Source organism: Kitasatospora arboriphila, assembly GCF_039528095.1.
Classification (GTDB): domain Bacteria; phylum Actinomycetota; class Actinomycetes; order Streptomycetales; family Streptomycetaceae; genus Kitasatospora; species Kitasatospora arboriphila.
Window position 1 is genome coordinate 65,079 of record NZ_BAAALD010000008.1, and the last position, 22,300, is coordinate 87,378.

Sequence of the window (22,300 nt, forward strand, 5' to 3'; positions counted from 1 at the left end):
GCGGTCCGGTCAGACGTCGAACTGGTCCGCGACCGCCCGCAGCATCACGGCGAGCTTCTGGCCGGCCGGCTTGGCGGGGTAGCGGCCGCGCTGCAGGCCCGGCAGGACGGCGTCCAGCGTGGTGATCAGGTCCTGCACGATCGGTGCCATGTCGTCGGGGCTGCGGCGCTGGGCGGCGGCGACCGACGGCAGGGCGTCGAGCAGCGTGACGCCCATCGCCTGGTCGCCGCGGTGGCCCGCGACGATCCCGAACTCGACGCGCTGGCCCGGCCTCAGCGTGGTGACCCCGGCGGGCAGCGCCTTGGTGTGGACGAAGACGTCGCCCCCGTCGTCGCGCGACAGGAAGCCGAATCCCTTCGTCTCGTTGAACCACTTGACCTGGCCGGTGGGCATCTCGAACTGTCCTCGTTGTGGGTGTGGGCGGGACCGGCGGTGGCCGGATCCCGTCGGGTGGACGGCGAGCCGACCACCCTACGCGGGTGGTCGGCGACGCTCAGCGGATTAATGATCCCTCAGCCGCTCACTCCCGAGCGGCACGTCCGGACGGGGGCACGGCCCGGCAGGGACGCGGCACGGCGCGATCCACAGGCAGACACCCCCCGGAGACGAAGCGGGGTGATCGACCACCCCGTGCGAGGGCTGCATACCCGGCCGGGCCCGCGGTCGAAACTTTGGGTCCCCGGGGAACTGCGGGCAGTGACGGAGAGCACGTGGCGGGGGGTCCGCACGGCGGCCGGCGGACGGCCGGCACGGCCTAGGCTGGCGGGCATGGCTCTCACCGTCGGCTTCGACCTCGACATGACGCTGCTGGACACCCGGCCCGGGATCAGGGCCACCTACGACGCGCTCGCCGCCGAGACCGGCACCTGGATCGACAGCGAGCTGGCGGTCAGCCGGCTCGGGCCGCCGCTGCTGCGCGAGCTCGCCAACTGGTTCCCGGCCGAGCGGCTGGACGAGATCGCCGACCGGTACCGCGAGATGTACCGGGAGTACGCGCTGCCCGGGACCCTCGTGCTGCCCGGCGCCCTGGAGGCGGTCGCCGCCGTCCGGGCCCACGGCGGCCGGGTCGCGGTGATCACCGGCAAGTACGAGCGGAACGCGCGGCTGCACCTGGAGCACTTCGGCCTGGAGGTGGACGTCCTGGTCGGTGACCTGTGGGCGGAGACCAAGGGCGCCGCGCTGCGCGAACACGGCGCCGGCGTCTACGTGGGCGACCACCTCGGCGACATCGCCGGTGCCCGGGCGGCGGGCGCCGTCGCGGTCGCGGTGGCCACCGGGCCGTACACCGCCGAGGAGCTCCGCGCGGCCGGCGCGGACGCCGTCCTGGACGACCTCACGGCCTTCCCGGCCTGGCTGGCGGACGCCCTGTAGGGGACGGCGTCCACGGGGCGCTCGGCCGACGGGTTCGGGAGCGCGGGGAACTGCTCCCATGTGCCCGTGAGGCACCCGTACGCCCTTCGAGGCGGGCCCCGGCGGCCGTCAGTCCCGGGCGCGCCGGCGTTCGGCGCGGGCGGTGGCGAGCAGGCCGGCCAGCGACAGCAGGAAGCCGAGCGGCATCAGCATGCAGATCCAGTAGGCCGCGGTGGGCAGCCTGGTCAGGTCGAAGAACAGCGGGACGAAGGTGACCAGGGTCGCCACCGCGCCGACGGCGAACACGATCGCCCCGGCGCGGACCAGGGCGTCGCCACGGTCGGCGGTCTGCTTGCTCACAGCGGGCTCCTCACAGCACGGACCCCATCAGTCTCCCAGCTCTCCGCCCCCCGCCGTTCGGCGGGGGACGATTCACCCTGCGCGCCGAGTCCTCCCAGGAATCTCCCAGCGATCCTTGACACTGAGACCGGAATCGGGGCTTACGGGGGAGCGGAGAATGGGACTCACCAGCCACAAAGTGCTGGCGCTGTCCGCCCTGGTGGCGGTGGCGGCGATCGCGGGCACGGTCTGGCTCTGGCCGCGGCTGGCCGAGCGGACGTGGGCGGCCGTGCTGGGGCGGATCGGCACCATCGTCGGCACGCAGCTGGCGGTGATGTGCACCCTCGGCCTGCTGGCCAACAACTACTTCGCCTTCTACAGCAGCTGGGACGACCTGCTGGGCACCGGCGACCAGGGCCCGGTGACGATCCAGAACCGGCTGGACGGCCGGGCGCACGGGGTGCAGCGGCTGTCCGCGGAGAACGTCCGCGGCACCAACACCGTCGGCCGGGACGCGGCCCAGGTCGGCAAGCTGGAGCGGATCCGCATCCCCGGCGCCTCCACCGGCCTGGCCACCGACGGCTACGTCTACCTGCCGCCGCAGTACTTCCAGCCGGAGTACAAGGACAAGCGCTTCCCCGCCGCGATCGCCATCACCGGCTTCCCCGGCGACGCCAAGAACCTGATCACCAAGCTGAACTACCCCGGCACCGAGCTGCAGCTGATCCGCGAGGGCAGGATGAAGCCGACGGTGCTGGTGCTGATGCGGCCCTCGCCGGCGATGCCGCGGGACACCGAGTGCGAGGACGTCCCGGGCGGTCCGAAGGCGGCGACCTACTTCACCGCCGACGTGCCCGCCGCGATCCGGGCCGCCTACCGGGTGGCCGACGGCCCCGGCAGCTTCGGTGCGATCGGCAACTCCACCGGCGGCTACTGCGCCCTCAAGCTGGCGCTGCGCAGCCCGGACGTGTTCTCCGCCGCGGTCTCCCTCTCCGGGTACTACAAGGCGGCCGAGGACGCCACGACCGGGGACCTCTTCGGCGGCGACGCCCACCGCCGCGAGGACGCCGACCTGACCTGGCGGCTCACCCACCGGCCCCGGCCGGCGGTCTCGCTGCTCGTCGGCGGAAGCCGCGAGGGCGACGGCGACTACTACGGCAGCACCGAGAAGTTCGTCGCCGCCGCCAAGGGCGGGCAGACGAAGGTCTCCTCGATCACCCTGGCCACCGGCGGCCACAACTTCAACACCTGGTCGCGGATGCTCCCGGCCTCGCTGGGCTGGCTGGGCGAACACCTCACCGACCCGCGCTGATCCCGGCCGCGGCGGGGTGACGGCTCCTCAGAAGGATCGGGCATTTCGTTCATAATCGGACGCACATGCCCGACCTCCGGGAGGTCCCGATGCCCCACCGGCCGACCCGCCGGGCGGTCCTGACCGCGATCGCCGCGAGCGTCGGCACCGCCGTGGCCGGGTGCACCCGGCCCGCCGTCCGCGGTGCCGCCCCCGCCGCGTCCGGCGCGTCCGGCGCGTCCGGCGCGTCCGGCACCGGGGGCTCGGCGACCGGCAGCCCCGTCCCGCGGCCCACCCCGAGCACCACGGTGACCACCGCGACCGGGCCGGTCACCGTACCGGGCGGCCCGATCCGCGTGGTGGTGCTCGGCACCCCCGAGCTGGACTCGGCGATGACCCTCGGCATCACCCCGGTCGGCGCCACCCGCTCCGCGCTCGACCAGGGCCTGCCGGACTACTGGCCGGCCTCCCGCCTCGGCGGCATCGCCTATGTCGGCGACACCGGCAGCCCCGACCCGGAGCGGATCCGCGCGGTCGAGCCGCAGGTCGTCCTCGGCAGCCAGGCCCGGGACGGCGCCCGGCTGGCCGAGCTGCAGCAGATCGCCCCGACCGTGTTCAGCCGCGCGCCCGGCCCGCCCTGGAAGGACAACTTCCAGCTGCACGCCCAGACGCTGGGCCGCCAGGAGCAGGCCGCCGCCGTCACCGCCGAGTACCGCCGGCACACCGAGCGCGCCACCAAGGCGATCCGGGACGCCGGATCGGGCGGCCGCCGGATCAGCGTGCTGCGCTTCGTCGAGGGCCCGCCGCCGGGCATCCGCACCTGCGGGCGGCAGAGCTGGCTCGGCAGCGTCCTCGCCGACGTCGGCCTCGGGCGCCCCGACGCGCAGAACACCGACCAGGACGAGATCGACCTGCCGCTCGACCAGCTCGCCCGCGCCGACGCCGACTTCCTCTTCTACGCCACCTACGGCGACCCGGACCGGGCCGGGACGACGGCGGTGCTGCGCAGCCCGGCCTGGCTCGCGCTGGGCGCCGTCCGGGCGCACCGGGCCTTCCCGGTGGAGGACGGGCTGTGGTTCCAGGGCGTCGGCTACACCGGGGCCAACCTGGTGCTCGGCGAGCTGCAGCGCTTCCTCGGCGGCTGAGCGCCGCGGCGGCCGGTCAGCCGGCCGCCTTGCGGCGGCGCAGCGTCACCACGAGGAGGGCGGCCGCGGTGATCACGGCGGCGGCCCGGAGCACGTCGGGGGCGGCCGTCCAGACCGCGTGGTTCATCGCCGCGCCCTCGGCGAGCGGCTGCCCCCAGCGGCCCTTGGTGCGGCCCCAGTACCAGACCGCGGAGCCGAACATGGTGGCCAGCGGGATGCCGAGCACCACGGTCTTGCGGGCGAGGTCGGAGAACTGCCGGGAGAGGTAGGCGGCGCCCCAGCCGAGCAGCATCGCCAGCAGCTGCCCGGTCGCGGCGCCGGCCAGCAGGGCGGCCGCGGCGAACAGCAGCAGCGGGGAGGGGCGGCGGCCGGCCAGCAGGCCGCCCTTCCCGGCCGGGTCCGCCTTCGGGGCGGCGCCGGCGGCGGGGTCTGCGCCTCCGGCTCCCCCGGCGTCCCCGGCGTCCTTGCGGCCGCGGCCCTTGCGGAGCTTGACCCGGGCCGGGGCGGCTGGCGCCTCCGGTGCCGGGGCGGCGGCCGCTGCCGCGGCCTCGGCCTCGGTGCGCGGGGCGGGGAGGTCGGCCGTCCGATGGCCGAGCAGGTCGACGCCGTCCGGGTACTGCACCACCTCCCAGCCGGGGAGGCTGAGCCCGCCGCCGGGGCCGCCGGGGAGCAGGCCGTCCGCGGGGCCGGCCGGTGCGGGCCGCGGCGGCGCCGCGGCGGGCGTGCCGTCGGCGGCGTAAACGCTCTGCTCGTCGGCCGGGCCCGAGGCCGCGGCCGGGGTGTCGTCGGCGGCCGGACGCGGCGGGCCGATCACCCGCCACGGCTGCTCGGACCGCCACCATTCGCCGCCGGCCCGGCGGCCGCCCCCGCCGCCCTGTCCGGCGCCGTCCGCCGTTCCGCCCGTCCCGCCGTCCGGCCCGGCGTCCGCCATGTCCCGCACCCCACTCGCTCACCGGCCCGCCCACCGCTGACGGTACCGACTGGCGGGCCGCGCGGGCGAGAGGCGCCGCCGTCGCCGGACACCGGCCGGCCGCCCTCGTGCTCCGGCCCTCCCCGCGTCGGTCCTCGCCCGCGTCGGCCCTCCCCCTCCCCCTCCCCGGGCCGGGCGCCGTTCGGCACTGGGCCCGGGTGAGGAGGGCGGACTAGTCTGGGTCGGATGACCACCCAGCAGAGCGGACCGTCCCGCGCCCGGGCCGCCGCCGCACCCCGCACGCTCGCCGAGGAGCTCCGCGCCAGCAGCGACGAGGCCCTCTCCGGGCTGCTGCGCGCACGGCCCGACCTGCTGAACCCGGTGCCCGGGGACCTGACCCAGCTCTCCGCGCGGCTCTCCAGCCGGGCCTCGGCGCTGCGCGCGCTGGAACGCCTCGACCGGTTCACCCTGCAGGTCGCCGAGGCGCTCGCCGCCGCACCGGACGCCACCGGCGACACCGTCGTCCGCAACCTGCTGGCCGGCCCGGCCCGGGTGAAGCCGCACCCCGGCGCCGATCCGGTGGACCGCGCCGCCGTCACCGCCGCCCTGCCCGGGGCACTGGAGACGCTCCGGGCCCGGGCGCTGCTGTGGGGGCCCGACTCGGCGCTGCGCCTGGTGCTGGCCGTCCGGGAGGCCCTGGCACCGAGCGCGGCCAACCCGGGCCGGACGGGGCTCGGCCCGACGGTGTCGGAGGCCACCGTCGGCATGTCGCCGGCCCGGCTGCAGGAGCTGCTGGCCGGGGCCGGGCTGCCGGCCACGCCCGACCCGGTGACCGCGGTGGCCGCCCTGGCCGGGCTGTTCGCCGACCGCAAGCGCTGCGCGGCGCTGCTGGAGCAGGCGCCGCCGCCCGCGCTCGCCCTGCTGGACCGGCTGGTCTGGGGCCCGCCGACCGGCACCCTGCCGGACGCGGCCCGCCCGGTCACCGCCGAGCAGGCGCACACCCCGCTGGAGTGGCTGCTCGCCCGCGGCATGCTGCTGCCGTCCGGCCCCGGCTCGGTGGTGCTGCCCCGCGAGCTCGCCCTGCACCTGCGCGGCGGGCGCAGCCACCGCGCGGTGGAGCCGGCGCCGCCGGTCGTGGAGTCCGCCGCCGACCGGGACCCGGCCACGGTGGAGGCGACCGCGGCCGGGCAGGCGTACACCGCGGTGCGGACCGTCGAGGAGCTGCTGGAGGGCTGGGGGCTGCAGCCGCCGCCCACCCTGCGGGCCGGCGGGCTCGGTGTCCGCGACCTCAAGCGGACCGCGCTCGCCCTGGACTGCTCGGAGCAGGTCGCCGCGTTCTGGCTGGAACTCGCCTACGGCGCCGGGCTGCTCGCCCCCGACGGCGAGGCGGACGAGCACTGGGCACCCACCCCGGCGTACGACGGCTGGCTGCAGGACTCGGTCGCCGAGCGGTGGGAGGTGCTCGTCCGGGGCTGGATTGCCGCCACCCGGGTGGCCGGGCTGACCGGCAGCCCGGACGCCAAGGGCAGGCCGCGGGCGGCCCTCGGCCCGGAGCTCGACCGCACCCTGGCGCCGTCCGTCCGCCGGGCGGTGCTGGAGCTGCTGGCCGAACTGCCGCCGGGCGGCACGGCCGGGGCCGAGCGGCTGCTGCCGGCGCTGCGCTGGCAGCGCCCGCTGCGCGGTGGCGCCACCGGGCCGGACGGCCGCGACCTGCGCGAGCACCTCACCGACTGGACGCTGCAGGAGGCCGAGCTGCTCGGCATCACCGGTCGCGGCGCGCTCTGCGCGGCCGCCCGGGCGCTGCTGGCGGACGGCGACCCGGCGGCCGTGCTGGACCCGCTGCTGCCGAAGCCGCTGGACCATGTGATCCTGCAGCCCGATCTGACGGCGATCGCGCCCGGGCCGCTGCTCACCCCGCTCTCCCAGGCGCTGGCGCTCTGCGCGGACATCGAGTCCAAGGGCGGGGCGACGGTGTACCGGTTCACCGCGGAGTCCGTGCGGCGGGCGCTGGACGCCGGCCGGACGGCGTCCGACCTGCACGCCTTCCTCGCGCAGCACTCGCGGACCCCGGTGCCGCAACCGCTCGACTACCTGATCGACGACGTGGCCCGGCGGCACGGCGTGCTGCGGGTCGGGGCGGCCTCCTCGTACCTGCGCTGCGACGACCCGCAGCTGCTGAACGAGGTGCTGGCGGACCGCCGCGCCGCGGAGCTGCGGCTGCGGCTGCTGGCGCCGACGGTGCTGGCCGCGCAGGCGCCGCCGGACACGCTGCTCGCGGTGCTCCGGGGGATGGGCTACGCGCCGGCCGCGGAGTCGGCCGAGGGCGATGTGCTGATCACCCGTCCGGACAGCCGGCGGACCCCGCCGCGCAGTGCGCCCGTGCCGGTGCCGGACGGGCCGCCGCGCCCCGACGACGCGCTGCTCGGCGCGGCGGTGAAGGCGATCAGGGCCGGCGACCGGGCGGCCACCGCCGTCCGCCGGGAGACGGTGGCCGGACCGGCCGCGCTCCTGCCGCAGTCCGGTCCGGCCCGCACCGACCTGCGGCAGCTGCCGCGCACCGCGGCCGCCGACACGCTGGCCGCGCTGCAGACCGCGGTGCTGCTCGGCGAGCGGATGTGGATCGGCTACATCAACGCCGAGGGCATCGCCTCCCAGCGGGTGGTCGACCCGGTGAAGGTGGAGGGCGGCTTCGTCACCGCGTACGACCACCATGCGGACGAGGTGCGGACCTTCGCCCTGCACCGGATCACCGGGGTGGCCGAGGTCGACGACCAGGCCTGACGGCCCGGGTCAGTGGCCCCGGGCGGCCTTGGCGTCCTGCTCGGCCTTCTGCTGCTTGGCCTGCTCCACGAAGGACTGCGGGTCGGGGATCTTGGGCTGCACCCCGGTCAGCAGTCCGGTCGCGGTGAACGCGGTGGCGCCCAGCAGGCCGCCGGGCTGGCCCATGTCGGCGACCTGGTCGAGGCCGGGCTCGGCGGCCTGCGCGGGGCTCGCGCCGAGGACGGTGGCGAAGGCCGCGCCGGAGAGGGCGAGGCCGGCAAGGAGGCGGTTCGGCTTGTTCATGCCCTGATCAACGAGGCTGCGGCCGCCCGGTCACCCGGCACCGCCCGGGTGCGGGACACTGGAAAGTCTGCGACACGACCACACGGAGGGTTGCCCGCGTGAACGACGGACCGCTCATCGTCCAGAGCGACAAGACGCTTCTGCTGGAGATCGACCACCCGAGGGCGGCGGACTGCCGGCGCGTCATCGCCCCGTTCGCCGAGCTGGAGCGCGCCCCGGAGCACGTGCACACCTACCGGGTGACCCCGCTCGGCCTGTGGAACGCCCGGGCGGCCGGCCACGACGCCGAGCAGGTGGTGGACGCGCTGGTCAGCCACTCCCGCTACCCGGTGCCCCACGCCCTGCTGGTGGACATCGCCGACACCATGGCCCGCTACGGCCGGCTGCAGCTGCAGAAGCACCCGGTGCACGGCCTCGTCCTGTCCAGCACCGACCGGCCGGTGCTGGAGGAGGTGCTCCGCTCCAAGAAGATCGCCCCGCTGGTGGGCGCCCGGCTCGACCCGGACACCGTGGTCGTGCACCCCTCGGAGCGCGGCCAGATCAAGCAGGTGCTGCTGAAGCTCGGCTGGCCCGCCGAGGACCACGCCGGCTACGTGGACGGCGAGGCCCACCCGATCCACCTGGAGGAGGACGGCTGGCAGCTGCGCCCCTACCAGAAGCAGGCGGTCGAGGGCTTCTGGCACGGCGGCAGCGGCGTGGTGGTGCTGCCCTGCGGCGCGGGCAAGACGCTGGTCGGCGCGGCGGCGATGGCGGAGGCCAAGTCGACCACGCTGATCCTGGTGACCAACACCGTCTCGGCCCGGCAGTGGAAGCACGAGCTGGTGAAGCGCACCTCGCTGACCGAGGACGAGATCGGCGAGTACAGCGGCACCCGCAAGGAGATCCGGCCGGTCACCATCGCCACGTACCAGGTGATGACCACCCGCCGGAAGGGCGTCTACCCGCACCTGGAGCTGTTCGACGCCCGCAACTGGGGCCTGGTGGTGTACGACGAGGTGCACCTGCTGCCGGCCCCGGTGTTCAAGTTCACCGCGGACCTGCAGGCCCGCCGCCGCCTCGGCCTGACGGCGACGCTGGTGCGCGAGGACGGCCGCGAGGGCGACGTGTTCTCGCTGATCGGCCCCAAGCGCTTCGACGCGCCGTGGAAGGAGATCGAGGCGCAGGGCTACATCGCACCCGCGGACTGCGTCGAGGTGCGGGTGACGCTCTCCGACTCGGAGCGGCTGGCGTACGCGACCGCCGAGCCGGAGGAGCGGTACCGGTTCTGCTCGACCACGGCGACCAAGCGGCGGGTGGTGGAGTCGCTGGTCCGCAAGCACGAGAAGGACCAGACGCTGATCATCGGCCAGTACATCGACCAGCTCGACGAGTTGGGCGAGGTGCTCGGCGCCCCGGTGATCAAGGGCGAGACGACCAACGCGCAGCGCGAGAAGCTGTTCGACGCGTTCCGGAACAAGGAGATCTCCGTGCTGGTGGTCTCCAAGGTGGCGAACTTCTCGATCGACCTGCCGGAGGCCACCGTGGCCATCCAGGTGTCGGGGACGTTCGGCTCCCGCCAGGAGGAGGCGCAGCGGCTCGGCCGGGTGCTGCGGCCCAAGGCGGACGGGCACATGGCGCACTTCTACTCGGTCGTCGCCCGGGACACCGTGGACCAGGACTTCGCGGCGCACCGGCAGCGCTTCCTGGCCGAGCAGGGCTACGCGTACCGGATCGTCGACGCGGACGACGTCTGAGGCGTACGGGCCCGGCCGGCGGCCGGGCTCGGGCCCGCGGTCCCGGCAGGGCTCAGGGTCGGGCTCGGGGTCGGGCGCGCGGTCAGTAGGAGACGCCGTCGCGGCCGAGGAAGACCACCCGGGCGGCGGTGTCGAGCATGATGCCGACGTTGCGGACGGCCTTCGCCACCGGGCCGCGGTGGCGGTGGTCGTCCTGGTCGGGGCGGTCGGCGGAGCGGCGGTCTGCTGCGTGCTGTGTTCTGTTCCTCATGCTTCCACCGTAGGTTTTCGGCCATTCGGGCGCATCGGCCCGAAGTCCGTTTCCACGGGTCCCGGACGTCGTCCTCCAGGCGTAGGGCGACCCCGAGGATCGGCGGTGGCGACCCTGAGACCGGCCTTGGGCCGGAAGTGTGCGAAATGTTTGGTGCGGCCACCGGGAGCGGTCTATGATCGCCGGTCTGCCCCCCCTCCCGAACCGTGGTGCCCCGTCGTGCGGCAGCCGGGGGAGGTCCGGCCGGTCGGCAACCGGCCGGTGTTCCTCTGCCGTGAGCTACCACCATGAGTCCGCTGCCCCCGCGCCTGCGTGCGCGGGCGGGGCAGCCGGGAAGGTTCGCCGTGCACTCCCCCACCACCGACGCCGCTGCCGCCGGCACCGATCCGCTGCAGCGCGAGCGGGACCACCTGGCCTCCTCGCGCGCCGCCCTGCGCGCCATGCGCGAGGACGTCGAGTCGCTGGACCTCCGCGACGTGACCGGCACCTGGGTGTCGGCCGCCGTGCTGCACAACCAGATCCAGCAGCGGATCGCCGCGCTCGCCGACCTGGCGCACACCCCGCTGTTCTTCGGCCGCCTCGACTACCTGCACGCGATCAGCGAGGAACTCGCGGAGGGCGGCACCGGCGAGCGGTTCTACATCGGCCGCCGGCACGTGCACGACGCCGACGGCGACCCGATGGTGATCGACTGGCGGGCGCCGGTCTCGCAGCCGTTCTACCGCGCCAGCCGCAAGGACCCGATGGACGTCGAGCGGCGCCGCCGGTTCGGCTACACGGCGGGCGAACTGACGGCGTACGAGGACGAGCACCTCACCGACCCGGCCGAGGGCGACACCCGCTCGGCGCTGCTCGCGGCGGAGATCGAGAAGCCGCGCGTCGGCCCGATGCGCGACATCGTCGCCACCATCCAGCCGGAGCAGGACGAGATCGTCCGCGCCGACGTCTCGGGCACGGTCTGCGTCCAGGGCGCCCCGGGCACCGGGAAGACCGCCGTCGGCCTGCACCGTGTCGCCTACCTGCTGTACGCGCACCGGGAGCGCCTCGCCCGCACCGGCACGCTGGTGATCGGCCCCAACAACTCCTTCCTGCAGTACATCGAGCAGGTGCTGCCCGCGCTCGGCGAGCTGGACGTCGCCCAGGCGACCGTGCAGCAGCTGGTCGGGCACGTGGAGGTGCGCGGCGAGGACCCCGCCGCGGCCGCCCTGGTGAAGGGCGACGCGCGGATGGCGGAGGTGCTGAAGCGGGCGGTGCGCTCGGGCATCACGCTGCCGACCGAGCCGTGCGTGGTCGTCCGCGGCGCCCGGCGCTGGCGCGTCCCGGCGTACGAACTCACCGGGATCATCGAGGAGCTGCAGGGCCGGGAGATCCGCTACGGGGCCGCCGCCGAGGCGCTGCCGCAGCGGATCGCGCACGCCGTCCTGGTGAAGATGGAGCAGTCCGGGGAGGCGCCGGACGACCGGGTGCAGGACTCGGTGGCCCGCAACACCGCGGTCAAGGCCGTGGTGAAGGCCTGCTGGCCGCCGGCCGACCCGGTGAAGCTGGTGCACCGGCTGCTCTCGGACGCCGACTTCCTCGCCCGCTGCGCGGACGGCCTGCTGACCGAGGAGGAACAGCGGACGATCCTCTGGGAGAAGCCCGCCCGTTCACCGAGGACCACCCGCTGGTCGGCGGCCGACGCGGTGCTCGTGGACGAGGCCACCGACCTGGTGCAGCGCACCCCCTCGCTCGGCCACGTGGTGCTCGACGAGGCGCAGGACCTCTCGCCGATGCAGTACCGCGCGGTGGGCCGGCGCTGCTCGACCGGTTCGGCGACCGTCCTCGGCGACCTCGCCCAGGGCACCACCCCGTGGGCGACCACCGACTGGCCGGAGGCGCTGCGCCACCTCGGCAAGTCGGACGCGCACATCGAGGAGCTCACCCAGGGCTTCCGGGTGCCGGAGGAGGTCATCGCGTACGCCTCGCGGCTGCTGCCCGCCATCGCGCCGGGGCTGGCGCCGGCGACCTCGGTCCGCGAGGCGCCCGGGTCGCTGACGGTCCGCCGGGTGACCGGCGACCACGTCACGGAGGTGGTGGCGGCCTGCCGGGCCGCGCTCGGCCACGAGGGCTCGACCGGCCTGATCGCCGCGGACGCCCGGATCCCGCTGTTCGCCGAGGCGCTGGCCGAGGCCGGCCTGCCGTTCGTCGAGCCGGGTGTGGAGACCACCGCGGAGGCCCGGCTGACCCTGGTGCCGGCCTCGCTGGCCAAGGGTCTGGAGTACGACTACGTGGTGCTCGACGAACCCGCCGAGGTGGTGGCGGGCGAGCCCGACGAGCGGACGGGGCTGCGCCGGCTGTACGTGGCGCTCACCCGGGCGGTCTCCGGGCTGCAGGTGCTGCACTCGGCTCCGCTGCCGGACCGGCTGGGCTGACCGCGCGGGCGCCGGACGCCCGGCATCGGGTGTCCGGCGTCAGGCGTCAGGCGTCAGGCGTCAGGTGTCGGCCAGGGTGCGCCAGGCGGCCACCTTGGCCGGGTCGACCGGGGTCGTCCAGCCGTCCACCCGGGCGGCGCCGCCGATGTGGAAGGCGTCGAACCCGGCCGCCTTGAGGCCCGGCACGTGGTCGGCCCGCAGGCCGCCGCCGACCAGGATCCGCTGGGTGTAGCCGGGCTCGCCGTCCTTGGCGAGCTCGCCCTCCAGGACGCCCTGGCCGGCGTCGACACCGGCCGGGGCGCCCGAGGTGAGGAAGGTGTCCAGGCCCGGCAGTGTGGAGACCGCGGCCCGGACGCCCGCCCGGTCGGCGCTGTGGTCGAGTGCGCGGTGGAAGGTCCACGGGCAGCCGGACACGGCCTCGGCGACGGCCGCGGTGGCGGCCAGGTCGACCTCGCCCTGCGGGTCGAGGAAGCCGAAGACGAACTCCTCGGCCCCCTCGGCGCGCAGCGCGGACGTTCTGGCGAGCAGGTCGTCCAGGTCACCGGGGGTGAAGCCGTCGCGAATGCGCAGCATCACGCGCAGCGGCAGGGAGACCGCCGCCCGGATCCCGGCGAAGTCGGCCACCGACGGGGTGAGCCCGTCCGCGGCCATGTCGGTGACCAGCTCGAGCCGGTCTGCGCCGCCGGACTCGGCGGCCCGGGCGTCCTGGGCGGTCAGCGCGATGACTTCGACAATTGGTCTAGACATATGCGTACCCTGCCACATGGGGGGCCCGCCGGGCGAGCCCCCCTCCCCGATAGCTCAGCCGACGGCCGGCGGCAGCTCCGCGGAACGGCCGCGGCGGACCAGCAGGGCGACGGACGCGGCCACGCCCGCGGCGGCGACGAGCACCAGCTCCGACGAGCGCAGATTGCCGAACACCACGTACAGCTGCCCGAGGGTCTCGCCCGCCATCGCGGGCACCAGCGCCAGGACGACGGCGACCGGCAGGACGCGGCCGCGGGAGGCGGCCACCAGACCGAGCGCGATCAGCGCCGCGGAGAGCAGCGGCGGCAGCAGGAACGCCTCCGGGCCGCCGTGCAGGAGCGGGCTGAACTCGGAGTACAGCTCCAGCGAAGCGGCGGCGAGGGCCGCGGCACCGAGCATGCGGCGCACGGACGGCCGGGGCAGCAGGTCGGGCGGCGCGGCCAGCAGCAGGGCGGACCAGATCAGCGGCGGCAGCAGGGTCGCCCCGAGCCACACGACCGTGGCGACGTCGAACCGGGGGTAGGTCGGGCTCATCACGTGGCCGATCCGCAGGTACGCCAGCCCGGCGACGCCGAGGACCACGGGCGGCACCAGGAGCCGGGCGGCGGCCCACCGGCCGGCAAGGCCCGCGGCGGCGGCCGCGAGCTGGCCGACGGCGACGAGCAGGAACAGCCACCTGTCGCCGCCGGGCACGGGCGCCCCCCACCTGTTCTCCAGCACCAGCATCAGGAAGTCGGGGACGGCCGTTCCCGCCCCCGCCGCGAGGAGCAGCGGTGCGGCGGCGGCCGGTAAACGCCCGCCGGGCGCGGCCGAGGTGAGCCCGGTCCGCAGCCGCAGTCCGTACCCGGCTATGCCGGTCAGTTCGCGGGCGGCGGCGAGGCGTCCGGCGCCGGCCGTGGTGTCCGCGTAGACGGCGGCGAGTTCGGGGCCGCGCTCCGCGCGGTAGGCGGCGGGATACAGCCGCATCGCGGCGGTGAACGGACGTGTCGTCATGCGAAGGCCCCCCTGACCCTCGGGTTCGGCTTCGGGCCGGCGGCGGCCATCCGGCGCACCGCCTCGGCCGCCACGGCGCGCAGCCGCGCGGCCTCGGCGGCCAGCACCTGCCGACCGGCGCCGGTGAGCGCGTAGCTGCGGCGGGCCCGGCCGTCCACCACCTCCTCGCGGTCGACCTCGATCAGTCCCTGCTGGAGCAGCCGGTCGAGGGCGCCGTAGAGGGTGCCGGTGCGCATCCGGACCCGGCCGCCGGAGATGGCGTCGATCTCCTGGATCAGGGCGTAGCCGTGCCGGGGCGTGTCCGCCAGCGCGGTGAGCAGGAGCAGCGTGGGCTCCTGCATGCTTCGTTCCGTCATGTCGACTACATATACCGGTCGCCGACATATTGTGTCCGGCGAACCGCCGAATCGGGTCCGGAGCAGAATGGGTGTCATGACCGATGCGCTGCTCGACCGTTGGAACGAACTGCTGCGCCGCTGCGGGGCGGCGGTGGACCCGGAGCCGTACGGGCGGGACCTGCTGACCCGCTGGTCGGAGCCGCAGCGCAAGTACCACACGGTGGAGCACCTGGCCGCCGTCCTCGGCCACGTGGACACGCTGGCCGAGCGGGCGCAGGACGCCGACGCGGTGCGGCTGGCCGCCTGGTTCCACGACGCGGTCTACCGCCCGGACCGCTCGGAGAACGAGGAGCGCAGCGCCCAACTGGCCGTCCGGGCACTGCGCGAGGCCGGGCTGGCCGAGGACCTGGTCGCCGAGACGGCCCGGCTGGTGCGGCTGACGGTGGGTCACGGCTGCGAGCCGGGCGACCGGAACGGCGAGGTGCTCTGCGACGCCGACCTCGCGGTCCTCGGCTCCGGCCCGGAGCGGTACGCGGCCTACACGGCGGCGGTGCGCGAGGAGTACGCCTTCGTCCCCGAGGAGGCCTTCCGGGCCGGGCGGGCGGCGATCCTGCGGCAGTTGCTGGAGCTGCCCGCGCTCTACCGCACGCCCGAGGCGCTGGCCCGGTTCGACGCCGCCGCCCGGGCCAACCTCGCGGCGGAGCTCAGGAGCCTGGAGAGCTGACCTTGCGGCGGCGCAGGCCGGCCGCGGTGAGCCGGGCGACCAGCTCCTTGCTGCCGACCGGCTCGGCGCCGAGCGCGACGGCCTGCTCGTACCGGTCGGCCGGGATGTCGTAGTGGTCGCGCTCGAACCCGCGCGCGGGCACGCCGAGGCGCGCGGCGAAGTCGTGCAGCTCCTCGAGGCTGACGTCGCTCACCAGGTGCGACCAGTACTTGCCGTGGCCGGGCCAGGTCGGCGGGTCCACCAGGATCACGAGAGCTCCCCGACCGCAGCCACCACCACGCCGCGCTTGCCGCACACCCAGTGCGGGTCGGGGCCGAGTTCCGGCTCCACGCTCAGCGCGTGCGGGTCGTCGTCCTCGGCGGCGCAGGCCGCGCACAGCGGCCAGCGCCCGTACGCCTCCAGCAGGGCGTCCTGGACGTCCTGGGCGACCAGCCCGAGGACGAACCCGGTGCCGTCGGGCCACTGCTCCAGCCACCACCGCCGGTGCGTCACCGCGTCCTCCACCAGGGACACCACCGCCGCGTCCGCCACGTCCCGGGCGGTCAGGTCGGCGAGGATCAGCGCACGGGCACCGTGCAGGGCGGCTTCGATCTCAGGACTGGCCATCCGCCCATTCTCCCGCAGCTCACTTGTCGGCCGGGAAGCCTTCCGTCGCCAACACGATCCCGAACGGTTCGGGCAGCTCGACCGGCTGCCCGAACGGCGTGCGGACACCCCGCTGGTACCGCCCCTGGTCCGGCTCGGAGAACAGGGTGACCGTCGGCCCCTCCTCGTCGAACCGGTCGACCAGCAGGAAGAGCGGGACGGGGGCGTGACCGTACGCCCAGAGCTTCTTCGTGCGGTCGAGCCGGGCGGTGCGCTTCGAGGTGATCTCCACCGCCATCAGCAGACCGGCCGCGTCGATCGACGCCTCCTGCGCCACCAGACGCGCATCATCGACCACCACCAGGTCGGGCACGTACAGCTTCTCCAGCGGAACGATCTCCGTCCCCAGGGTCTGGTAGACCCCGACCTCCGGCGGCAGGCACGCGAGCAGCGCCCGGTGCACCCTTCCGGCAATCACGTTGTGGCCCACGTTGGGCGGCGGCACCAAGCGGATCTCCCCCTCGTCGATCTCCGCGCGCCAGCCCTCGGGGACGTCCAGCTCCAGCCAGGTGTTCAGCAGGTAGTCCCACTGACGCCCCGGCTCGACCGACATCGCAGTCACCGCCGACCTCCTGTCTCCCGTTCGACGCTCGTGGTCGTCACTGTACGGATCGTCCGAGGTGCCCCATCCGGTCATGGGCCCAGCGTCCCACGAAGGAGTGAGTGGCGGAGGGAATGCCGCGAGGGCGGCCTCCCCGTGTGGGGAGACCGCCCTCGCGGAGCGTTCCGGGCTTGCCGATCCTCGGGAGGATCAGAAGTCCATGTCACCGCCCGGCATGCCGCCGCCGGCGGCCGCGGAGGCCTTCTCCGGCTTGTCGGCGATGACGGCCTCGGTGGTGAGGAAGAGCGCCGCGATGGAGGCGGCGTTCTGCAGCGCGGAGCGGGTGACCTTGGCCGGGTCGATGATGCCCGCGGCGATGAGGTCGACGTACTCGTTGCTGGCGGCGTTCAGGCCGTGGCCGGCGGGGAGGTTGCGCACCTTCTCCACCACGACGCCGCCCTCGAGGCCGGCGTTGGTCGCGATCTGCTTGATCGGGGCCTCGAGCGCCACGCGGACGATGTTGGCACCGGTGGCCTCGTCGCCCTCCAGCTCCAGCTTGTCGAAGGCGACAGCGGCCTGCAGCAGCGCGACGCCACCACCGGCGACGATGCCCTCCTCGACGGCGGCCTTCGCGTTGCGGACGGCGTCCTCGATGCGGTGCTTGCGCTCCTTGAGCTCCACCTCGGTGGCCGCGCCGGCCTTGATGACGGCCACGCCGCCGGCCAGCTTGGCGAGGCGCTCCTGGAGCTTCTCGCGGTCGTAGTCCGAGTCGCTGTTCTCGATCTCGGCGCGGATCTGGTTCACGCGACCGGCGACCTGCTCGCTGTCGCCGCCACCGTCGACGATGGTGGTCTCGTCCTTGGTGATGACCACCTTGCGGGCGGTGCCCAGCAGGTCGAGGCCCGCGTTCTCCAGCTTGAGGCCGACCTCCTCGGAGATGACCGTGCCGCCGGTGAGGATGGCGATGTCGCCGAGCATGGCCTTGCGGCGGTCGCCGAAGCCCGGAGCCTTGACGGCGACGGACTTGAAGGTGCCGCGGATCTTGTTCACGACCAGGGTCGACAGGGCCTCGCCCTCGACGTCCTCGGCGATGATGACGAGCGGCTTGCCGCTCTGCATGACCTTCTCGAGCAGCGGGAGGAGGTCCTTGACCGAGGAGATCTTGGAGTTGGCGATGAGGATGTACGGGTCCTCGAAGCTGGTCTCCATGCGCTCCAGGTCGGTGGCGAAGTACGCGGAGATGTAGCCCTTGTCGAAGCGCATGCCCTCGGTGAGCTCGAGCTCCAGGCCGAAGGTGTTGCTCTCCTCGACGGTGATGACGCCTTCCTTGCCGACCTTGTCCATCGCCTCGGCGATGAGCTCGCCGATCTGGGTGTCGGCGGCCGAGATGGAGGCGGTGGAGGCGATCTGCTCCTTGGTCTCCACGTCCTTGGCCTGGGCGAGCAGCTGGTCGGAGACGGCCGTGACGGCCTTCTCGATGCCGCGCTTCAGGGCCATCGGGTTGGCGCCGGCGGCGACGTTGCGCAGACCCTCGCGGACGAGCGCCTGGGCGAGCACGGTGGCGGTGGTGGTGCCGTCACCCGCGACGTCGTCGGTCTTCTTGGCGACCTCCTTGACGAGCTCCGCGCCGATCTTCTCGTACGGGTCCTCGAGCTCGATCTCCTTGGCGATGGAGACACCGTCGTTGGTGATCGTGGGGGCGCCCCACTTCTTCTCAAGGACGACGTTGCGGCCCTTGGGGCCGAGCGTGACCTTGACGGCGTCGGCAAGCTGGTTCATGCCGCGCTCAAGGCCGCGGCGAGCTTCCTCATCAAAAGCGATGATCTTGGCCATCTGAAGTGGTCCTCCGGGACACGGTCGACTGCTCGGACCAGAGGTGCCCGCGACGGACGGCCCTGTGAGCGGGGGTCCTTTCCCCTACCGCTCGCCGGGGCCTCACCGACCCGGTCCGCTTGTCACTCTCAAGCTGTGAGTGCTAACGCCAATGATTAGCACTCGCCGGTGGCGAGTGCAAGCCCGTTCGCCGTGTCCCGTGGCGCGGCCGCACCGGTTCCGGACACGGCACAGGCCCGTACGACGTGTCGTACGGGCCTGTCGCGAAGAATCGCCGACCAGCTCGTGACGAGCCGAGGGCTCCGCAGGTTTCGAGGGTCAGCCCGCGGCGGCACGAACCATGTCCGCCTGCGGCCCCTTCTGCCCCTGGGAGATCTCGAACTCGACCCGCTGGCCCTCTTCGAGGGTGCGGTAGCCGTCCATCTGGATCGCGCTGTAGTGGACGAACACGTCCGCACCACCGTCGACCGCGATGAAGCCGTAGCCCTTCTCCGCGTTGAACCACTTGACGGTGCCCTGAGCCATTCCGAACTCCCCTTGTGCTGTGCTGGCCATTCACGGGTCCGCAGTCTTTGCGGGCCCAGGTCCGGTGGGCCGGCCCGAGGGAACCCCCCCTGGGCACGGCCCTGCACGCCGCAGACCACCGCCCGAGGCCCTTCGCGGGCCCGGCGGACGGGTGAATGCGTCGACCGCGGCTGAATGTATCCGGACAGGAGCCCTGTGCAACAGGCCCAACTTCGGGGAAATCGGCAGCCATGACAAGGGATATGACGGGATGAAGGCCGCAGATCTCGGCATTTCACGCCGGACATAACGGGCAGAAAACGACATATAGCCGCATGAATTCTGACACTTGCCTGACAGGTTCGTCCCCGCGCCGTCCGCGGCCCGTCTCAGCGGGCGGACGTCCCCGCGACCCGTTCCGGAGCCTTGCGCACACGATCCGACCGGCCGGGCCTAGGCGCGCAATTCCGGGTATTGGCGCTGATCAGGGCGGGCGGCGCGGAGGGGAGTACTGCCACCGCCCCGAACTCTACTCCCCGTCAGGCGGTCGAATTGCACCCGGCACGGCGAGAGCCGCCGGCCACCGCGGGGATGATCGACACCGTGGCGCCGTCCTTGATCGCGGTCTCCAGGCCCTCGGCGAAGCGGACGTCGTCGTCGTTCACGTAGACGTTCACGAACCGACGGAGCTTGCCGGCGTCGTCCAGGATGCGCGCGGAGATGCCGGTGTGGTTCTGCTCCAGGTCCGCGACGACGGCGGCCAGGGTGTCGCCCTCGGCGGTGACCTCGGCCGCACCGCCGGTGTAGGTGCGCAGGATGGTCGGGATGCGGACGGTGGCGCTCATGGGTGCTCCTTGGCGGAAGGGGTGGGCTGCTCAGGCGAGGCCGGCGGCGCGGAAGGACTCCAGCGTCGGACGGATGGTGGCGGTCAGTCCGGCGTCGGCGACCGCGTCGAGGGTCTTCAGGCCGTCACCGGTGTTGATGGCGACGGTCTCCTTCGACGGGTCCAACTGCCCGGTCTCGACCAGCTTCTTGAGGACGCCGACGGTCACGCCGCCCGCGGTCTCCGCGAAGATGCCCTCGGTGCGCGCCAGCAGCTTGATGGCGGCCACCACCTCGGCGTCGGTGACGTCCTCGACCGCGCCGCCGGTGCGGCGGGCGATGTCGAGCACGTACGGGCCGTCGGCCGGGTTGCCGATCGCCAGCGACTTGGCGATGGTGTTCGGCTTCACCGGCCGGATCACGTCGTGGCCGGCCTTGAAGGCGGCGGACACCGGGGAGCAGCCCTCGGCCTGGGCGCCGAAGACCTTGTACGGCCGGTCCTCGACCAGGCCGAGCTTGATCAGCTCCTGCAGGCCCTTGTCGATCTTGGTGAGCTGGGAGCCCGAGGCGATCGGGATCACGATCTGCTCCGGCAGCCGCCAGCCGAGCTGCTCGCAGATCTCGTAGGCCAGCGTCTTGGAGCCCTCGCCGTAGTACGGGCGGAGGTTGACGTTGACGAAGCCCCAGCCCTCGCCGGCCGGGTCGCCGATCAGCTCGGAGCAGAAGCGGTTCACGTCGTCGTAGTTGCCGTCGATGCCGACCAGGGCGCCACCGTACACACCGGCCATGACGATCTTGCCCTGCTCCAGGTCGTGCGGGATGAACACGCAGGACTTGAACCCGGCCCGGGCGGCGGCGGCACCGACCGCGCCGGCCAGGTTGCCGGTGGAGGAGCAGGAGAGCGTGGTGAAGTCGAAGGCGCGGGCGGCCTCGATCGCACAGGCCACCACGCGGTCCTTGAAGGAGTGCGTGGGGTTGCCGGAGTCGTCCTTGACGTGCAGCTGGGCGGTGAAGCCGAGCTCGCGGCCCAGGTTGTCCGCCTTGACCAGCGGGGTCCAGCCGGGGTTGAGGTTGGGCTTGCCGGCCACGTCGGCGGGCACCGGCAGCAGCGGGGCGTAGCGCCAGATGCTGGCCGGGCCGGCCTCGATGCGCTTGCGGAGCTCCGCGGCGTCGTAGCCGCCGAAGTCGTAGGCGATCTCCAGCGGGCCGAAGCACTCCAGGCACGCGAAGCTCGGGCCGAGCGGGAAGCGGGTGCCGCACTCGCGACAGGAAAGCGCTGCGGCCGGACCGAGGTCGACGGTGGCAGCGGATGCAGGGGTAGCGGTAGCCATGGTGGCGGAGGCCTCTCTCCTCATCTTCCCCGCGGCGCGGTTGCGCCACAGGCCGGAATTGGCACCTGTCCCGCGGGAGGCCTGCGACCGCCGCTGCGAGAAGGTTGCCGGGACGTCGACGGGCCGTTCCCTCAGTCCCTCTGGATGAGCTCTGTGAAGTTGTGTGTTGTTCGCTGCGGTGACCCCGGCGTGCGAAGGCTCGACCGCAGTACGAAGACTGTATCCGAAGGCCCCGGCGCCGAAAGGCGGCGTCCGATCCGCGAGATGGAAGTTACGAGGAGCGAGACCGTGACCGAGCAGCCCCGTCCCGACGTCCTCCCCGAGGTCGCGTCCTGGCTGCGTCGCCGCTCCTGGGCGGCGGCGGACTACCCGGTGGAGCGGCTGCTCGCCGCCAAGCGGGCGGCGGGGAGCGCCGGAACGGTCAGCGTGGTGCTGCCCGCCCTCGACGAGGAACCCACCGTCGGGGAGATCGTCGCCACCGTCCGCCGCGAGTTGATGGAACGTCACCCGCTGGTCGACGAGCTGGTGGTGGTCGACTCCGGCTCGGTCGACCGGACGGCGGAGACCGCCCGGACGGCGGGCGCCCGGGTGGTCCACCGCGACGACATCCTGCCCCGGCTGCCGGCTGCCCCCGGCAAGGGCGAGGTGCTCTGGCGGTCGCTGCTGGCGACGTCCGGCGCGATCGTCTGCTTCGTCGACGCCGACCTGCGCGAGTTCGACCCGGCCTTCGTCACCGGGATCGTCGGCCCGCTGCTCACCGACCCCTCGCTGCAGCTGGTCAAGGCGATGTACGACCGGCCGCTGGAGACCGAGGGCGCGGTGGTGCCGGCCGGCGGCGGACGGGTCACCGAGCTCGTCGCCCGGCCGCTGATCAACCTGCACTGGCCACAGCTGTCCGGCTTCGTCCAGCCGCTCGGCGGCGAGTACGCGGCCCGCCGCACCCTGCTGGAACGACTGCCCTTCCCGACCGGGTACGGGGTGGAGCTCGGCCTGCTGGTGGACGCCCTGGAGGAGGTCGGGCTGGACGCGCTGGCCCAGGTCGACGTGGGTGTCCGGCACCACCGCCACCAGGACGGCCAGGCGCTCGGTCGGATGGCCGCCACGATCTACCGGACGGCCCTGGAACGGCTCGACCGCACCCACCGGCTGAAGGCTGGCGAGGACCTCGTGCACCCGCTGATCACCCAGTTCAGCCGCGACCCGGGCACCCGGGGCTTCACCGCCCACACCCACGAGGTGACCGCGCTGGAGCGCCCGCCGATGCGCACGGTGCCGGAGTACACCGCGCGCTGAGCGGGGCCCGCGGGGCCGCCGGATGGTTTGCCGGACC

General features: G+C 74.0%; 23 protein-coding genes and 1 riboswitch. Of the genes, 8 read left to right on the forward strand and 15 right to left on the reverse strand.

The genetic code is table 11. From position 1 onward, the window contains the following. Positions 1-9: 9 nt before the first annotated feature. Entirely contained in the window at positions 10-393 is a 384-nt protein-coding gene (locus ABD353_RS06615; RefSeq protein ID WP_344622529.1) for a cold-shock protein, read from the reverse strand. Between the two features lie 375 nt (positions 394-768). On the opposite strand from ABD353_RS06615, the gene ABD353_RS06620 reads away from it, so the two are divergent. After that, positions 769-1,371, forward strand: a complete 603-nt coding sequence (locus ABD353_RS06620) for an HAD family hydrolase (RefSeq protein ID WP_344622530.1) — start codon at positions 769-771, stop codon at positions 1,369-1,371. A gap of 108 nt (positions 1,372-1,479) precedes the next feature. On the opposite strand, the gene ABD353_RS06625 is transcribed toward ABD353_RS06620, so the two are convergent. Next, positions 1,480-1,710, reverse strand: a complete 231-nt coding sequence (locus ABD353_RS06625; protein ID WP_344622531.1) for a hypothetical protein — start codon at positions 1,708-1,710, stop codon at positions 1,480-1,482. 157 nt (positions 1,711-1,867) lie between these two features. On the opposite strand from ABD353_RS06625, the gene ABD353_RS06630 reads away from it, so the two are divergent. Both ABD353_RS06630 and ABD353_RS06635 read left to right on the forward strand, forming a co-directional pair. Next, a complete protein-coding gene (locus ABD353_RS06630) occupies positions 1,868-3,001 on the forward strand; it encodes an alpha/beta hydrolase (protein ID WP_344622532.1) in 1,134 nt (377 codons plus the stop codon). A gap of 65 nt (positions 3,002-3,066) precedes the next feature. Further along, positions 3,067-4,125, forward strand: a complete 1,059-nt coding sequence (locus tag ABD353_RS06635; RefSeq protein ID WP_344622533.1) for an ABC transporter substrate-binding protein — start codon at positions 3,067-3,069, stop codon at positions 4,123-4,125. Positions 4,126-4,141: 16 nt separating this feature from the next. On the opposite strand, the gene ABD353_RS06640 is transcribed toward ABD353_RS06635, so the two are convergent. Continuing rightward, positions 4,142-5,056, reverse strand: coding sequence for a hypothetical protein (locus tag ABD353_RS06640; RefSeq protein ID WP_344622534.1), 915 nt, complete (start codon positions 5,054-5,056; stop codon positions 4,142-4,144). Positions 5,057-5,281: 225 nt separating this feature from the next. On the opposite strand from ABD353_RS06640, the gene ABD353_RS06645 reads away from it, so the two are divergent. Then, on the forward strand, positions 5,282-7,816 hold the full coding sequence (locus ABD353_RS06645) for a helicase-associated domain-containing protein (protein WP_344622535.1): 2,535 nt from the start codon (positions 5,282-5,284) through the stop codon (positions 7,814-7,816). A 9-nt stretch (positions 7,817-7,825) separates the two neighbouring features. On the opposite strand, the gene ABD353_RS06650 is transcribed toward ABD353_RS06645, so the two are convergent. After that, complete coding sequence (locus ABD353_RS06650; protein WP_344622536.1) at positions 7,826-8,098, reverse strand: hypothetical protein; 273 nt, start codon at positions 8,096-8,098, stop codon at positions 7,826-7,828. 98 nt (positions 8,099-8,196) lie between these two features. Between ABD353_RS06650 and ABD353_RS06655 the strand changes: the two genes are divergently transcribed. Next, positions 8,197-9,831 carry a DNA repair helicase XPB gene (locus tag ABD353_RS06655; RefSeq protein ID WP_344622537.1) on the forward strand — a complete coding sequence of 545 codons (1,635 nt, stop codon included), beginning with the start codon at positions 8,197-8,199 and terminating at the stop codon, positions 9,829-9,831. An 82-nt stretch (positions 9,832-9,913) separates the two neighbouring features. On the opposite strand, the gene ABD353_RS06660 is transcribed toward ABD353_RS06655, so the two are convergent. Continuing rightward, complete coding sequence (locus tag ABD353_RS06660; protein ID WP_344622538.1) at positions 9,914-10,081, reverse strand: hypothetical protein; 168 nt, start codon at positions 10,079-10,081, stop codon at positions 9,914-9,916. Positions 10,082-10,425: 344 nt separating this feature from the next. Here ABD353_RS06660 and ABD353_RS06665 point away from each other — a divergent pair, with 344 nt between their 5' ends. Further along, on the forward strand, positions 10,426-12,492 hold the full coding sequence (locus ABD353_RS06665; RefSeq protein WP_344622539.1) for a HelD family protein: 2,067 nt from the start codon (positions 10,426-10,428) through the stop codon (positions 12,490-12,492). 60 nt (positions 12,493-12,552) lie between these two features. Here ABD353_RS06665 and ABD353_RS06670 read toward each other — a convergent pair whose 3' ends face one another. Genes ABD353_RS06670 through ABD353_RS06680 form a run of 3 tightly spaced genes read right to left on the reverse strand, consistent with a single transcriptional unit; the run spans position 12,553 to position 14,588 of the window. Further along, positions 12,553-13,239 (reverse strand): copper homeostasis protein CutC, encoded by a 687-nt coding sequence (locus ABD353_RS06670; protein ID WP_344622540.1) that lies wholly within the window; start codon positions 13,237-13,239, stop codon positions 12,553-12,555. 54 nt (positions 13,240-13,293) lie between these two features. Beyond that, a complete protein-coding gene (locus tag ABD353_RS06675) occupies positions 13,294-14,232 on the reverse strand; it encodes a hypothetical protein (protein ID WP_344622541.1) in 939 nt (312 codons plus the stop codon). Next, positions 14,229-14,588, reverse strand: coding sequence for a PadR family transcriptional regulator (locus ABD353_RS06680; RefSeq protein WP_344622542.1), 360 nt, complete (start codon positions 14,586-14,588; stop codon positions 14,229-14,231). Before ABD353_RS06680 ends, ABD353_RS06675 begins: the two co-directional genes overlap by 4 nt. 76 nt (positions 14,589-14,664) lie before the next feature. Between ABD353_RS06680 and ABD353_RS06685 the strand changes: the two genes are divergently transcribed. Next, on the forward strand, positions 14,665-15,294 hold the full coding sequence (locus tag ABD353_RS06685) for an HD domain-containing protein (protein WP_344622543.1): 630 nt from the start codon (positions 14,665-14,667) through the stop codon (positions 15,292-15,294). Here ABD353_RS06685 and ABD353_RS06690 read toward each other — a convergent pair. The 7 genes from ABD353_RS06690 to thrC form a co-directional block, all read right to left on the reverse strand. Next, positions 15,275-15,544: a DUF4031 domain-containing protein gene (locus tag ABD353_RS06690; RefSeq protein WP_344622544.1), complete on the reverse strand. Its 270-nt coding sequence runs from the start codon at positions 15,542-15,544 to the stop codon at positions 15,275-15,277. The two genes, ABD353_RS06685 and ABD353_RS06690, sit on opposite strands and share 20 nt — an antisense overlap. Continuing rightward, positions 15,541-15,900 carry a hypothetical protein gene (locus ABD353_RS06695; RefSeq protein ID WP_344622545.1) on the reverse strand — a complete coding sequence of 120 codons (360 nt, stop codon included), beginning with the start codon at positions 15,898-15,900 and terminating at the stop codon, positions 15,541-15,543. Before ABD353_RS06695 ends, ABD353_RS06690 begins: the two co-directional genes overlap by 4 nt. Before the next feature lie 19 nt (positions 15,901-15,919). Beyond that, on the reverse strand, positions 15,920-16,501 hold the full coding sequence (locus ABD353_RS06700; RefSeq protein WP_425555088.1) for a Uma2 family endonuclease: 582 nt from the start codon (positions 16,499-16,501) through the stop codon (positions 15,920-15,922). Between the two features lie 189 nt (positions 16,502-16,690). Then, positions 16,691-18,313 (reverse strand): chaperonin GroEL, encoded by a 1,623-nt coding sequence (groL, locus tag ABD353_RS06705; protein ID WP_030268836.1) that lies wholly within the window; start codon positions 18,311-18,313, stop codon positions 16,691-16,693. Positions 18,314-18,631: 318 nt separating this feature from the next. Beyond that, entirely contained in the window at positions 18,632-18,838 is a 207-nt protein-coding gene (locus ABD353_RS06710) for a cold-shock protein (RefSeq protein WP_030235075.1), read from the reverse strand. Positions 18,839-19,356: 518 nt separating this feature from the next. After that, a complete protein-coding gene (locus ABD353_RS06715; RefSeq protein ID WP_344622546.1) occupies positions 19,357-19,662 on the reverse strand; it encodes a MoaD/ThiS family protein in 306 nt (101 codons plus the stop codon). A 30-nt stretch (positions 19,663-19,692) separates the two neighbouring features. Continuing rightward, the gene (gene thrC, locus ABD353_RS06720) at positions 19,693-20,970 is read right to left on the reverse strand and encodes a threonine synthase (RefSeq protein ID WP_344622547.1); all 1,278 of its coding nucleotides are present in this window, start codon (positions 20,968-20,970) and stop codon (positions 19,693-19,695) included. Between the two features lie 17 nt (positions 20,971-20,987). Further along, a riboswitch (SAM riboswitch) is annotated at positions 20,988-21,121 on the reverse strand. Between the two features lie 137 nt (positions 21,122-21,258). Between thrC and ABD353_RS06725 the strand changes: the two genes are divergently transcribed. Continuing rightward, complete coding sequence (locus ABD353_RS06725; protein ID WP_344622548.1) at positions 21,259-22,263, forward strand: glucosyl-3-phosphoglycerate synthase; 1,005 nt, start codon at positions 21,259-21,261, stop codon at positions 22,261-22,263. The last annotated feature ends 37 nt before the right edge of the window (positions 22,264-22,300 follow it).

Excerpts from the sequence above, each read along its gene's own strand:
- ABD353_RS06615 (WP_344622529.1), bottom strand. The coding sequence starts at position 393 with ATGCCCACCGGCCAGGTCAAGTGGTTCAACGAGACGAAGGGATTCGGC.
- ABD353_RS06620 (WP_344622530.1), top strand. The coding sequence starts at position 769 with ATGGCTCTCACCGTCGGCTTCGACCTCGACATGACGCTGCTGGACACC.
- ABD353_RS06630 (WP_344622532.1), top strand. The coding sequence starts at position 1,868 with ATGGGACTCACCAGCCACAAAGTGCTGGCGCTGTCCGCCCTGGTGGCG.
- ABD353_RS06635 (WP_344622533.1), top strand. The coding sequence starts at position 3,067 with ATGCCCGACCTCCGGGAGGTCCCGATGCCCCACCGGCCGACCCGCCGG.
- ABD353_RS06640 (WP_344622534.1), bottom strand. The coding sequence starts at position 5,056 with ATGGCGGACGCCGGGCCGGACGGCGGGACGGGCGGAACGGCGGACGGC.
- ABD353_RS06645 (WP_344622535.1), top strand. The coding sequence starts at position 5,282 with ATGACCACCCAGCAGAGCGGACCGTCCCGCGCCCGGGCCGCCGCCGCA.
- ABD353_RS06650 (WP_344622536.1), bottom strand. The coding sequence starts at position 8,098 with ATGAACAAGCCGAACCGCCTCCTTGCCGGCCTCGCCCTCTCCGGCGCG.
- ABD353_RS06660 (WP_344622538.1), bottom strand. The coding sequence starts at position 10,081 with ATGAGGAACAGAACACAGCACGCAGCAGACCGCCGCTCCGCCGACCGC.
- ABD353_RS06670 (WP_344622540.1), bottom strand. The coding sequence starts at position 13,239 with ATGTCTAGACCAATTGTCGAAGTCATCGCGCTGACCGCCCAGGACGCC.
- ABD353_RS06675 (WP_344622541.1), bottom strand. The coding sequence starts at position 14,232 with ATGACGACACGTCCGTTCACCGCCGCGATGCGGCTGTATCCCGCCGCC.
- ABD353_RS06680 (WP_344622542.1), bottom strand. The coding sequence starts at position 14,588 with ATGACGGAACGAAGCATGCAGGAGCCCACGCTGCTCCTGCTCACCGCG.
- ABD353_RS06685 (WP_344622543.1), top strand. The coding sequence starts at position 14,665 with ATGACCGATGCGCTGCTCGACCGTTGGAACGAACTGCTGCGCCGCTGC.
- ABD353_RS06695 (WP_344622545.1), bottom strand. The coding sequence starts at position 15,900 with ATGGCCAGTCCTGAGATCGAAGCCGCCCTGCACGGTGCCCGTGCGCTG.
- groL (WP_030268836.1), bottom strand. The coding sequence starts at position 18,313 with ATGGCCAAGATCATCGCTTTTGATGAGGAAGCTCGCCGCGGCCTTGAG.
- ABD353_RS06710 (WP_030235075.1), bottom strand. The coding sequence starts at position 18,838 with ATGGCTCAGGGCACCGTCAAGTGGTTCAACGCGGAGAAGGGCTACGGC.
- ABD353_RS06715 (WP_344622546.1), bottom strand. The coding sequence starts at position 19,662 with ATGAGCGCCACCGTCCGCATCCCGACCATCCTGCGCACCTACACCGGC.
- thrC (WP_344622547.1), bottom strand. The coding sequence starts at position 20,970 with ATGGCTACCGCTACCCCTGCATCCGCTGCCACCGTCGACCTCGGTCCG.